A 12,738-nucleotide genomic window follows, 5' to 3' on the forward strand; every position below is an offset into this window, starting at 1 on the left:
ACATGAGCAAGATCCTGATCCGTGGTGCGAAGGTGCTCGGCGGCGAGCCGCAGGACGTCCTGATCAACGGTTCGGCCATTGAGGCGGTCGGCCAGGGGCTCTCCGACGAGGGCGCCGAAGTCGTCGAGGCCGGCGGCAAGGTGCTGCTGTCCGGGCTCGTCGACCTGCACACCCATCTGCGGGAGCCCGGCCGCGAGGACTCCGAGACCGTCCTCACCGGCACGAGGGCGGCCGCGTCCGGCGGTTACACCGCCGTGTTCGCCATGGCCAACACCTTCCCGGTCGCCGACACCGCCGGTGTCGTCGAGCAGGTCTACCGGCTCGGCCAGGAGCACGGGTACTGCGATGTGCAGCCCATCGGCGCCGTCACCGTCGGCCTGGAGGGCAAGAAGCTCGCCGAGCTGGGCGCCATGCACGAGTCGGCGGCCGGTGTCACCGTCTTCTCCGACGACGGCAAGTGCGTCGACGACGCCGTGATCATGCGGCGGGCGCTGGAGTACGTGAAGGCCTTCGGCGGTGTCGTCGCCCAGCACGCGCAGGAGCCGCGGCTGACCGAGGGTGCCCAGATGAACGAGGGCGTCGTCTCCGCCGAGCTGGGGCTCGGGGGCTGGCCCGCGGTGGCCGAAGAATCGATCATCGCCCGGGATGTCCTGCTCGCCGAGCACGTCGGCTCGCGCGTGCACATCTGCCACCTGTCGACCGCCGGGTCCGTCGAGATCGTCCGCTGGGCCAAGTCCCGCGGCATCGACGTCACCGCCGAGGTCACCCCGCACCACCTCCTCCTCACCGACGAACTGGTCCGGTCATACAACCCGGTCTACAAGGTGAACCCGCCGCTGCGCACCGAGCGCGACGTGCTCGCCCTGCGCGAGGCGCTTGCCGACGGCACGATCGACATCGTCGCCACCGACCACGCCCCGCACCCGCACGAGGACAAGGACTGCGAGTGGGCCGCAGCCGCCATGGGCATGGTCGGCCTGGAGACCGCGTTGTCAGTGGTCCAGGAGACGATGGTGGACACCGGGCTCCTCACCTGGGCCGGGGTCGCCGACCGCATGTCCGTCAAGCCCGCGCAGATCGGGCAGGCCAAGGGGCACGGCCGTCCCGTCTCGGCTGGTGAGCCCGCCAACCTCACGCTTGTCGACACGGAATACCGTGGGTCCGTGGACCCCGCGGGCTTCGCCTCGCGCAGCCGCAACACCCCGTACGAGGGGCGTGAGCTGCCGGGCCGTGTCACGCACACGTGGCTCCGGGGCAAGGCCACGCTCGTCGACGGGAACCTCGCGTGACACCTCTGATTTCGATTGCCGCCGAACAGAAGTCGGCCGAAGTGACCGACTGGGCCGCCCGCGTCGGCTGGCTCGTCGGCCTCGTCCTCTTCGTGGCGCTCGTCTACTGGCTGATGCGCGAGGGCTGGAAGTGGCGCGGCACCCTCCAGAGCGACCTGCCCGAAGTGCCCAGCGCGCCGGACGACGCCGGCCCGGCGAGACTGAGTATGAGCGGCCGCTACCACGGCTCCACCACCGCCGGGCAGTGGCTGGACCGCATCGTGGCGCACGGCCTGGGCACCCGCAGCCGGGCCGAGCTCACACTGACGGACGCGGGACTGGACGTCGTACGTCCCGGTGCGACGGACTTCTTCGTCCCGGCCGCACAACTGCGCGAGGCCCGGCTCGACAAGGGCATCGCCGGCAAGGTCCTGACCGAGGGCGGCCTGCTCGTCGTGACCTGGGCGCACGGCGACCGGCTGATCGACTCCGGGTTCCGCTCGGACACGGCCGCCGAGCACAACGAGTGGGTCGACGTCATTAACTCCATGATCAACACAACCAGCACGGAAGGCGCCGAACGATGACGACCTCCATCCAGGGGACCGCCTCGCAGAGGCACAAAGCGGCTCCCGCCGTACTCGTCCTGGAGGACGGCCGGATCTTCCGCGGCCGTGCCTACGGGGCCGTGGGGGTGACCTTCGGCGAGGCCGTGTTCTCCACCGGCATGACCGGCTACCAGGAGACCCTCACCGACCCGTCGTACCACCGCCAGGTCGTCGTGATGACCGCCCCGCACGTCGGCAACACCGGCGTCAACGACGAGGACCCCGAGTCCCAGCAGATCTGGGTCGCGGGCTACGTCGTGCGCGACCCCGCGCGCGTGCCCTCCAACTGGCGCTCCCGTCGCTCGCTGGACGAGGAGCTGCGCAAGCAGGGCGTGGTCGGCATCTCCGGCATCGACACGCGCGCGCTGACCCGCCATCTGCGCGAGCGTGGCGCCATGCGCGTCGGCATCTTCTCCGGCAACGCGCTGCCCGACGAGGGCACCATGCTCGCCGAGGTGCGCCAGGCCCCCGAGATGAAGGGCGCGAACCTCTCCGCCGAGGTCGCCACCAAGGAGACGTACGTCGTCCCGGCGATCGGGGAGAAGAAGTTCACCGTCGCTGCCGTCGACCTCGGCATCAAGGGCATGACCCCGCACCGGATGGCCGAGCGCGGCATCGAGGTGCACGTCCTGCCGGCCATGGCGAGCGTCGAGGACATCTACGCCGTCCAGCCCGACGGCGTGTTCTTCTCCAACGGGCCCGGCGACCCGGCCACCGCCGACCACCCGGTCACCGTCATGCAGGCCGTCCTGGAGCGCGGCACCCCGCTGTTCGGCATCTGCTTCGGCAACCAGATCCTGGGCCGCGCCCTCGGCTTCGGCACCTACAAGCTGAAGTACGGCCACCGTGGCATCAACCAGCCGGTGCAGGACCGTACGACCGGCAAGGTCGAGGTCACCGCGCACAACCACGGCTTCGCCGTCGACGCCCCGCTCGACAAGGTCTCCGACACCCCCTACGGCCGCGCCGAGGTCTCCCATGTGTGCCTCAACGACAGCGTGGTGGAGGGGCTGCAGCTCCTCGACCGCCCGGCCTTCAGCGTCCAGTACCACCCCGAAGCGGCAGCGGGCCCGCACGACGCCGCCTACCTGTTCGACCGCTTCGTATCCCTGATGGAGGGCCAGCGTGCCTAAGCGCACCGATATCCAGTCCGTCCTGGTCATCGGCTCCGGCCCGATCGTCATCGGCCAGGCCGCCGAGTTCGACTACTCCGGCACCCAGGCGTGCCGCATCCTGCGCGCCGAGGGCCTCCGGGTCATCCTCGTCAACTCCAACCCGGCGACGATCATGACCGACCCGGAGATCGCCGACGCCACATACGTCGAGCCGATCACCCCGGAGTTCGTCGAGAAGATCATCGCCAAGGAGCGGCCGGACGCCCTGCTGCCGACGCTGGGCGGTCAGACCGCCCTCAACACCGCGATCTCCATGCATGAGCAGGGCGTGCTGGAGAAGTACGGTGTCGAGCTGATCGGCGCCAACGTCGAGGCGATCAACAAGGGCGAGGACCGCGACCTCTTCAAGGACGTCGTCGAGGCCGTCCGCGCGAAGATCGGGCACGGCGAGTCCGCCCGGTCGGTCATCTGCCACTCCATGGACGACGTGCTGGGGGGCGTCGAGACGCTCGGCGGCTACCCCGTCGTCGTCCGCCCGTCCTTCACCATGGGCGGCGCCGGCTCCGGCTTCGCGCACGACGAGGAGGAACTGCGCCGCATCGCCGGCCAGGGCCTCACGCTCTCCCCGACCACCGAGGTGCTCCTGGAGGAGTCCATCCTCGGCTGGAAGGAGTACGAGCTGGAGCTGATGCGCGACAAGCACGACAACGTCGTGGTCGTCTGCTCCATCGAGAACTTCGACCCCATGGGCGTCCACACCGGCGACTCGATCACCGTGGCGCCCGCGATGACGCTGACCGACCGCGAGTACCAGCGCCTCCGCGACATCGGCATCGCGATCATCCGCGAGGTCGGCGTCGACACCGGCGGCTGCAACATCCAGTTCGCGGTCAACCCGGACGACGGTCGCATCATCGTCATCGAGATGAACCCGCGTGTGTCGCGCTCCTCGGCCCTCGCGTCGAAGGCCACCGGTTTCCCGATCGCCAAGATCGCCGCCAAGCTGGCCGTCGGCTACACCCTCGACGAGATCCCGAACGACATCACGGAGAAGACCCCGGCGTCCTTCGAGCCCACGCTCGACTACGTCGTCGTCAAGGCCCCGCGGTTCGCCTTCGAGAAGTTCCCGTCCGCCGACTCCACGCTGACCACGACCATGAAGTCGGTCGGCGAGGCCATGGCGATCGGGCGGAACTTCACCGAGGCACTGCAGAAGGCGCTGCGCTCGCTGGAGAAGAAGGGCTCGCAGTTCACGTTCGTGGGCGAGCCGGGTGACAAGGGTGAGCTGCTGGCGGAGGCCGTGCGGCCCACCGACGGGCGGATCAACTCCGTCATGCAGGCCATCCGCGCGGGTGCCACGCCCGAGGAGGTCTTCGAGGCGACGAAGATCGACCCGTGGTTCGTGGACCAGCTGTTCCTGATCAAGGAGATCGCGGACGAGCTGGCCGCAGCCGCCAAGCTGGATCCGTCGCTGCTGGCGGAGGCCAAGCGCCACGGCTTCTCCGACGCCCAGATCGGTGAGATCCGCGGGCTGCGCGAGGACGTCGTCCGCGAGGTGCGGCACGCGCTGGGCGTGCGGCCGGTGTACAAGACGGTCGACACCTGCGCCGCCGAGTTCGCGGCCAAGACGCCGTACTTCTACTCCTCGTACGACGAGGAGAGCGAGGTCGCGTCCCGGACCAAGCCCGCCGTGATCATCCTGGGCTCCGGCCCGAACCGTATCGGCCAGGGCATCGAGTTCGACTACTCCTGCGTCCACGCCTCCTTCGCGCTGAGCGACGCGGGCTACGAGACGGTGATGGTCAACTGCAACCCGGAGACCGTCTCCACGGACTACGACACCTCCGACCGCCTGTACTTCGAACCGCTGACGCTGGAAGACGTGCTGGAGATCGTCCACGCGGAGTCCCTCGCGGGCCCGGTCGCCGGTGTCATCGTCCAGTTGGGCGGTCAGACGCCGCTGGGCCTGTCGCAGGCGCTCAAGGACAACGGCGTGCCGATCGTCGGTACGTCCCCCGAGGCCATCCACGCCGCCGAGGACCGCGGCGCCTTCGGCCGGGTCCTGGCCGAGGCGGGCCTGCCGGCTCCCAAGCACGGCACCGCCACCACCTTCGCCGAGGCCAAGGCCATCGCCGACGAGATCGGTTACCCGGTCCTCGTCCGGCCGTCGTACGTCCTCGGCGGGCGCGGCATGGAGATCGTCTACGACGAGACCCGGCTGTCGTCCTACATCGCCGAGTCGACCGAGATCAGCCCCTCCCGGCCGGTCCTGGTCGACCGCTTCCTCGACGACGCCATCGAGATCGACGTCGACGCGCTCTACGACGGCCGGGAGCTCTACCTCGGCGGCGTCATGGAGCACATCGAGGAGGCCGGCATCCACTCCGGCGACTCGGCGTGCGCCCTGCCGCCGATCACCCTGGGCGGCTTCGACATCAAGCGCCTGCGAGCCTCGACCGAGGCCATCGCCAAGGGCGTCGGCGTCCGCGGCCTGATCAACATCCAGTTCGCGATGGCCGGCGACATCCTGTACGTCCTGGAAGCCAACCCGCGCGCGTCCCGTACGGTCCCCTTCACCTCGAAGGCGACCGCGGTGCCGCTGGCCAAGGCCGCCGCCCGGATCTCGCTGGGCACGACCATCGCCGAACTGCGCGCGGAGGGCCTGCTCCCGGCCAACGGCGACGGCGGCGAGCTTCCGCTGGACGCGCCGATCTCCGTCAAGGAGGCCGTCATGCCGTGGTCGCGGTTCCGCGACATCCACGGCCGCGGCGTCGACACGGTGCTCGGCCCGGAGATGCGCTCCACCGGCGAGGTCATGGGCATCGACTCCGTCTTCGGCACGGCGTACGCCAAGTCGCAGGCGGGCGCCTACGGTCCGCTGCCGACCAAGGGCCGCGCCTTCATCTCGGTCGCCAACCGCGACAAGCGCTCCATGATCTTCCCGGCGCGCGAACTGGTCGCCCACGGCTTCGAGTTGCTCGCCACGTCCGGTACGGCCGAGGTGCTCAAGCGCAACGGCATCAACGCCACGGTCGTGCGCAAGCAGTCCGAGGGCACCGGCCCGAACGGCGAGAAGACCATCGTCCAGCTCATCCACGACGGCCACGTCGACCTCATCGTCAACACCCCGTACGGCACCGGCGGCCGCCTCGACGGCTACGACATCCGTACGGCGGCCGTGGCGCGGTCGGTGCCGTGCCTCACGACGGTCCAGGCGCTCGCCGCCGCCGTCCAGGGCATCGACGCCCTCAACCACGGTGACGTGGGCGTCCGTTCACTCCAGGAACACGCGGAACACCTGACCGCGGCCCGCGACTAGCAGCCCTGAGGGGGACACCGGAAGGTGTCCCCCTCTTCGTGAGGACACCGAGATGTACAAACTCTTCTTCCGTCTGGTCTTCAAACGGATGGACCCGGAGCAGGCCCATTACCTGGCGTTCCGCTGGATCCGGCTCGCCGTCGGAATCCCGGTGCTGCGTACGTTCATCGCCGCCGCCCTGGCGCCCCGCTACAAGGAACTGCGCACCGAGGCCTTCGGGCTGCGCATGCACGGTCCCTTCGGGCTCGCCGCCGGCTTCGACAAGAACGCGGTCGCGATCGACGGGATGTCGATGCTGGGCTTCGACCACGTCGAGATCGGCACCGTGACCGGGGAGGCGCAGCCGGGCAATCCCAAGAAGCGGCTGTTCCGGCTCGTGAAGGACCGCGCGCTGATCAACCGCATGGGCTTCAACAACGAGGGTTCGCTGGCCGTGGCCGCCCGCCTGGCCTCCCGTACGCCCCTCTTCAGGCCCGTCGTGGGCGTCAACATCGGCAAGACCAAGGCCGTGCCGGAGGCCGAGGCCGCCGCGGACTACGTGAAGTCGGCCGAGCGGCTGGCGCCGTACGCCGATTACCTGGTCGTGAACGTGTCGTCGCCGAACACGCCCGGCCTGCGCAACCTGCAGGCCACCGAGGCGCTGCGCCCGCTGCTGAGCGCCGTCCGCGAGGCCGCCGACCGCACGGTGACCTCCCGCCGGGTACCCCTGCTCGTGAAGATCGCCCCGGACCTGGCCGACGAGGACGTCGACGCCGTCGCGGACCTGGCCGTCGAACTCGGCCTGGACGGGATCATCGCCACGAACACCACCATCGCGCGCGAGGGGCTCGGTTTGAAATCCGAACCCTCGCTGGTGAAGGAGACCGGCGGACTCTCCGGAGCGCCCCTCAAGGCGCGCTCCCTGGAGGTGCTGCGGCGCCTGTACGCGCGCGTGGGCGACCGGATCACCCTTGTGGGCGTCGGCGGCATCGAGAACGCCGAGGACGCCTGGCAGCGCATCCTGGCGGGCGCGACGCTGGTCCAGGGCTACAGCGCCTTCATCTACGAGGGGCCCTTCTGGAGCCGCGCCATCCACAAGGGGCTCGCCGCACGCCTGCGGAACAGCCCGTACACCACCCTCGCCGACGCGGTCGGCGCCGACGCAAGGAAGACGGCATGAGTGCTCTTGAACCCTTCGGCGCACGCCTGCGCCGTGCCATGGACGAGCGCGGCCCGCTGTGCGTCGGCATCGACCCGCACGCGTCCCTGCTCGCCGAGTGGGGCCTGAACGACGACGTGGCCGGCCTGGAGCGGTTCAGTCGCACCGTCGTCGAGGCGATGGCCCACCGGGTCGCCGTCCTCAAGCCGCAGAGCGCCTTCTTCGAGCGCTTCGGGTCGCGCGGGGTGGCCGTCCTGGAGAAGGCGGTCGCGGAGGCGCGGGCGGCCGGCGCGCTGGTCGTGATGGACGCCAAGCGCGGCGACATCGGCTCGACCATGGCCGCGTACGCCGAGTCCTTCCTCGGCAAGGACGCCCCGCTGTTCTCGGACGCGCTGACCGTCTCGCCCTACTTGGGCTACGGCTCGCTCTCGCCTGCGGTCGCGCTGGCCCGCGAGAACGGCGCCGGACTGTTCGTGCTGGCGCTGACCTCCAACCCGGAGGGTCATGAGGTGCAGCGCGCGGTCCGCACGGACGGGCGCACCGTCGGGGCGACCATGCTGGCGCACCTGGCGGCCGAGAACGCGGGGGAGGAGCCGCTGGGCTCCTTCGGAGCGGTCGTCGGCGCCACGCTCGGCGACCTGTCGTCGTACGACCTGGACATCAACGGTCCGCTTCTCGCGCCCGGCATCGGCGCCCAGGGCGCGACGCCGGCCGATCTCCCGGCGGTTTTCGGGTCCGCGGTGCGCAATGTCGTTCCGAACGTCAGCCGGGGTGTTCTTCGTCACGGTCCCGAGGTGGGCGCGCTGCGGGCGGCCGCCGACCGGTTCGCGGAGGAGATCCGAGCCGCTGTGGCGGTCGTCTGATTCCCGTCAGAGGCGTTCGAGCCACTCGCTCGAGTCCTCCGATGAGTGGCTCGAGGCCCACTTGAGTCTGAATACATCCTCAAATCCAGGGCATTATGTCCTAAATGTCCGGCCTGACGGAGGCTGACCAGGACTTTTCCGCTGTTCTCGCTGACTCTGGCGGACTTGGCCGCTAGTCTCCGACGAGAGTGAACGGGCAAGCGTGTTGCTCGTAGCTCCCCAGGTGTGGGGCGACTAGGTTCCTCACCGGTCCGTATCCGACAGTCAACATCCGAGGTGACGTAGGCGTGGCTCTTCCGCCCCTTACCCCTGAACAGCGCGCAGCCGCGCTCGAAAAGGCCGCCGCGGCTCGCCGGGAGCGGGCCGAGGTCAAGAATCGACTCAAGCACTCCGGCGCCTCTCTCCACGAGGTGATCAAGCAGGGTCAGGAGAACGACGTCATCGGCAAGATGAAGGTCTCCGCCCTGCTCGAGTCCCTGCCGGGCGTGGGCAAGGTCCGCGCCAAGCAGATCATGGAGCGACTCGGCATCTCCGAGAGCCGCCGCGTGCGTGGCCTCGGTTCCAACCAGATCGCTTCCCTGGAGCGTGAGTTCGGCAGCACCGGCTCCTGAGTCCGGTACTCCGGCTCCTGAGTCGGGTAGTCTGGACCGGGAGTCCCGGGCACTCCGGGATTGCTGGAATAATCGCTGCATGAGTGAACGTCCGCGGCTGACCGTGCTCTCCGGCCCCTCCGGGGTCGGCAAGAGCACGGTCGTCGCCCATATGCGCAAGGAACACCCCGAGGTCTGGCTCTCGGTGTCGGCGACGACCCGCAGGCCCCGCCCCGGCGAGAAGCACGGAGTCCACTACTTCTTCGTCACCGACGAGGAGATGGACAAGTTGATCGCCAACGGCGAGCTGCTGGAGTGGGCCGAGTTCGCCGGGAACCGCTACGGCACGCCGCGTGCGGCCGTGCTGGAGCGCCTGGAAGCGGGTGAGCCGGTCCTCCTGGAGATCGACCTCCAGGGCGCCCGCCAGGTCCGCGAGTCGATGGCGGACGCCCAGCTGGTGTTCCTGGCTCCTCCCTCCTGGGAGGAACTCGTGCGCAGACTCACCGGTCGCGGTACCGAGGCGCCCGAGGTGATCGAGCGCCGTCTGGACGCTGCGAAGGTCGAGTTGGCGGCCGAGCCGGAGTTCGACCTGACCCTGGTCAACACCTCCGTCGAGGATGTGGCGCGTGAGCTGCTAGCCTTGGTGGATGTTGTGTGATCACGATTCATGTCATCGCGACTGATGTGATCACGACCGATCTTTTCCCATCCATCGGAAGGTAGAGCGTGTCCTCTTCCATCTCCGCGCCCGAGGGCATCATCAACCCGCCGATCGACGAGCTCCTCGAGGCCACCGACTCGAAGTACAGCCTCGTGATCTACGCGGCCAAGCGGGCCCGCCAGATCAACGCGTACTACTCGCAGCTCGGCGAGGGCCTCCTCGAGTACGTCGGTCCGCTCGTGGACACCCACGTCCACGAGAAGCCGCTCTCGATCTCCCTCCGCGAGATCAATGCGGGTCTGCTGACGTCCGAGGCCATCGAGGGCCCGGCGCAGTAGTATTTTCAGCTTGCAGTTTGCTTTTCCACAGGCCCGGCAGCGCGACTGTCGGGCCTGTGGTGTGTCATTGACTCGTGGGTTCCGAGGCGTGGGGAGTGACGGTGGGCAAGCCGAAGGTCGTTCTGGGGGTCAGTGGTGGCATCGCCGCGTACAAGGCCTGCGAGCTGCTGCGCCGGCTGACGGAGTCGGGGCATGACGTCCGCGTCGTCCCCACCGCCTCCGCCCTGCACTTCGTGGGCGCCGCCACCTGGTCGGCCCTCTCCGGCCACCCCGTCTCGACCGAGGTCTGGGACGACGTCCACGAGGTGCCGCACGTCCGTATCGGGCAGCACGCCGACCTGGTGATCGTCGCCCCGGCGACCGCGGACACGCTCGCGAAGGCCGCCCACGGCCTGGCCGACGACCTCCTGACCAACACCCTGCTCACCGCCCGCTGCCCGGTCGTCTTCGCGCCCGCCATGCACACCGAGATGTGGGAGCACCCGGCCACCCAGGAGAACGTGGCGACGCTGCGCCGCCGCGGTGCCGTCGTCATCGAACCCGCCGTCGGCCGCCTGACCGGCGTCGACACCGGCAAGGGCCGGCTGCCCGACCCCGCCGAGATCTTCGAGGTCTGCCGCCGGGTGCTGGCCCGGGGCGTCACCGAGCCCGACCTCACGGGCCGGCACGTCGTCGTCAGCGCCGGCGGCACCCGAGAGCCCCTCGACCCGGTCCGCTTCCTCGGCAACCGCTCCTCCGGCAAGCAGGGCTACGCCCTCGCCCGCACCGCCGCCGCCCGCGGCGCCCGCGTCACGCTGGTCGCCGCGAACGCCGGGCTGCCGGACCCGGCGGGCGTGGACGTCGTTCCGGTGGGGACGGCCGTACAGCTGCGTGAGGCGGTGCTGAAGGCGGCCGCGGACGCCGACGCGGTCGTCATGGCGGCGGCGGTCGCCGACTTCCGTCCGGCGGAATACGCCGCCGGAAAGATCAAGAAGCAGGACGGCCAGGACCCCGAGCCCGTCGTCCTGGTCCGGAATCCGGACATCCTTGCGGAGATTTCCGCCGACCGTGCCCGCCTCGGACAGGTGGTCGTCGGCTTCGCCGCCGAGACGGACGACGTGCTGGCCAACGGCCGGAAGAAGCTGCGCCGCAAGGGCTGCGACCTGCTCGTGGTGAACGAGGTGGGGGAGCGCAAGACGTTCGGATCCGAGGAGAACGAGGCCCTGGTACTGGGCGCCGACGGCAGTGAAACCCCCGTACCGCACGGCCCCAAGGAAGCCTTGGCCGAAATCGTGTGGGACCTGGTGGTCGAACGCCTGAGCTGAGTGATGCACTCGCCGCCTCGGCCTCGACACGCCTTCCAAAACCGTCCACTTGGGGGTGTGGCGCCCCTGGCCAAGGCCCCACGGGATTGGGCAGAATGCCCGTGCCGCAGGTCACAGCGCTCCCGAGAGGCGAGACAGGGGGGCCGGTGGCCGAGTGCGACCGATAAACTGTTCCACGGACGACGCCGGGCGCAGCCCCCGTCCCGTCCACCAATGATCAGCCAGCAGCCGCTGCAACCCCAGGGAGCGTTGTGTCCCGTCGCCTGTTCACCTCGGAGTCTGTGACCGAGGGTCACCCCGACAAGATCGCTGACCAGATCAGCGACACCATTCTCGACGCGCTTCTGCGCGAGGACCCGACCTCCCGGGTCGCCGTCGAAACGCTGATCACCACCGGTCTGGTGCATGTGGCCGGTGAGGTCACGACCAAGACGTACGCGGACATCGCGACGCTGGTCCGCAGCAAGATCCTCGAGATCGGCTACGACTCCTCGAAGAAGGGCTTCGACGGCGCCTCCTGCGGTGTGTCCGTGTCGATCGGCGCGCAGTCCCCGGACATCGCGCAGGGCGTCGACACGGCTTACGAGACCCGCGTCGAGGGCGATGACGACGAACTCGACAAGCAGGGCGCCGGCGACCAGGGCCTGATGTTCGGTTACGCGACCGACGAGACCCCCACCCTGATGCCGCTGCCGATCTTCCTGGCACACCGGCTGTCGAAGCGCCTGTCCGAGGTCCGCAAGAACGGCACCATCCCCTACCTGCGCCCGGACGGCAAGACGCAGGTCACCATCGAGTACGACGGTGACAAGGCGGTCCGTCTGGACACCGTCGTCGTCTCCTCGCAGCACGCCAGCGACATCGACCTGGAGTCGCTGCTCGCCCCCGACATCCGCGAGTTCGTGGTGGAGCCGGAGCTGAAGGCGCTGCTGGACGACGGCATCAAGCTCGACACCGACGGCTACCGCCTCCTCGTGAACCCGACCGGCCGTTTCGAGATCGGCGGCCCGATGGGCGACGCCGGCCTCACCGGCCGCAAGATCATCATCGACACGTACGGCGGCATGGCCCGCCACGGCGGCGGCGCGTTCTCCGGCAAGGACCCGTCCAAGGTCGACCGCAGCGCCGCCTACGCCATGCGCTGGGTCGCCAAGAACGTCGTCGCCGCGGGCCTCGCCTCCCGCTGCGAGGTCCAGGTCGCCTACGCCATCGGCAAGGCCGAGCCGGTCGGCCTGTTCGTCGAGACCTTCGGCACGGCCAAGGTCGACACCGAGAAGATCGAGAAGGCCATCGACGAGGTCTTCGACCTCCGCCCGGCCGCCATCATCCGCGACCTCGACCTGCTCCGCCCGATCTACGCCCAGACCGCCGCGTACGGCCACTTCGGCCGCGAGCTGCCCGACTTCACCTGGGAGCGCACAGACCGCGTGGACGCGCTGCGGACGGCAGTGGGGCTGTAGGTCCCGCGTTGTTCTGAGAGGCCCGGTGTCCCTTCGGGGGCGCCGGGCCTCGGTGTGTTCCCGCGCTCGGGCGC

11 protein-coding genes are annotated in these 12,738 nt (G+C 69.5%); all 11 read left to right on the top strand.

The window, feature by feature from the left end; translation table 11 throughout:
* Nucleotides 1–2: 2 nt before the first annotated feature.
* The 11 genes from AQJ91_RS24325 (at nt 3) to metK (ending at nt 12,664) form a co-directional block, all read left to right on the top strand.
* Nucleotides 3–1,289 (top strand): dihydroorotase, encoded by a 1,287-nt coding sequence (locus AQJ91_RS24325; protein ID WP_067025659.1) that lies wholly within the window; start codon nt 3–5, stop codon nt 1,287–1,289.
* Nucleotides 1,286–1,855, top strand: a complete 570-nt coding sequence (locus AQJ91_RS24330; protein WP_067025662.1) for a PH-like domain-containing protein — start codon at nt 1,286–1,288, stop codon at nt 1,853–1,855. Before AQJ91_RS24325 ends, AQJ91_RS24330 begins: the two co-directional genes overlap by 4 nt.
* Entirely contained in the window at nt 1,852–3,009 is a 1,158-nt protein-coding gene (carA, locus tag AQJ91_RS24335) for a glutamine-hydrolyzing carbamoyl-phosphate synthase small subunit (RefSeq protein WP_067025665.1), read from the top strand. The genes AQJ91_RS24330 and carA overlap by 4 nt, the downstream gene beginning before the upstream one ends.
* Nucleotides 3,002–6,310, top strand: coding sequence for a carbamoyl-phosphate synthase large subunit (carB, locus tag AQJ91_RS24340; RefSeq protein ID WP_067025668.1), 3,309 nt, complete (start codon nt 3,002–3,004; stop codon nt 6,308–6,310). The genes carA and carB overlap by 8 nt, the downstream gene beginning before the upstream one ends.
* Before the next feature lie 52 nt (nt 6,311–6,362).
* A complete protein-coding gene (locus tag AQJ91_RS24345; RefSeq protein WP_067025672.1) occupies nt 6,363–7,469 on the top strand; it encodes a quinone-dependent dihydroorotate dehydrogenase in 1,107 nt (368 codons plus the stop codon).
* Nucleotides 7,466–8,311, top strand: a complete 846-nt coding sequence (gene pyrF / locus AQJ91_RS24350; protein WP_067025676.1) for an orotidine-5'-phosphate decarboxylase — start codon at nt 7,466–7,468, stop codon at nt 8,309–8,311. Before AQJ91_RS24345 ends, pyrF begins: the two co-directional genes overlap by 4 nt.
* Before the next feature lie 287 nt (nt 8,312–8,598).
* Nucleotides 8,599–8,922, top strand: a complete 324-nt coding sequence (locus AQJ91_RS24355; protein WP_003977346.1) for an integration host factor — start codon at nt 8,599–8,601, stop codon at nt 8,920–8,922.
* 79 nt (nt 8,923–9,001) lie between these two features.
* Nucleotides 9,002–9,559: a guanylate kinase gene (gene gmk / locus AQJ91_RS24360; RefSeq protein ID WP_067025678.1), complete on the top strand. Its 558-nt coding sequence runs from the start codon at nt 9,002–9,004 to the stop codon at nt 9,557–9,559.
* Nucleotides 9,560–9,627: 68 nt separating this feature from the next.
* Nucleotides 9,628–9,900, top strand: coding sequence for a DNA-directed RNA polymerase subunit omega (rpoZ, locus tag AQJ91_RS24365; protein WP_067025681.1), 273 nt, complete (start codon nt 9,628–9,630; stop codon nt 9,898–9,900).
* A gap of 101 nt (nt 9,901–10,001) precedes the next feature.
* Complete coding sequence (gene coaBC, locus AQJ91_RS24370) at nt 10,002–11,204, top strand: bifunctional phosphopantothenoylcysteine decarboxylase/phosphopantothenate--cysteine ligase CoaBC (protein WP_067025872.1); 1,203 nt, start codon at nt 10,002–10,004, stop codon at nt 11,202–11,204.
* Between the two features lie 251 nt (nt 11,205–11,455).
* Nucleotides 11,456–12,664: a methionine adenosyltransferase gene (metK, locus tag AQJ91_RS24375; RefSeq protein WP_067025683.1), complete on the top strand. Its 1,209-nt coding sequence runs from the start codon at nt 11,456–11,458 to the stop codon at nt 12,662–12,664.
* Nucleotides 12,665–12,738 lie beyond the last annotated feature (74 nt).

It is taken from the genome of Streptomyces dysideae, assembly GCF_001514305.1.
Lineage (GTDB): Bacteria > Actinomycetota > Actinomycetes > Streptomycetales > Streptomycetaceae > Streptomyces > Streptomyces dysideae.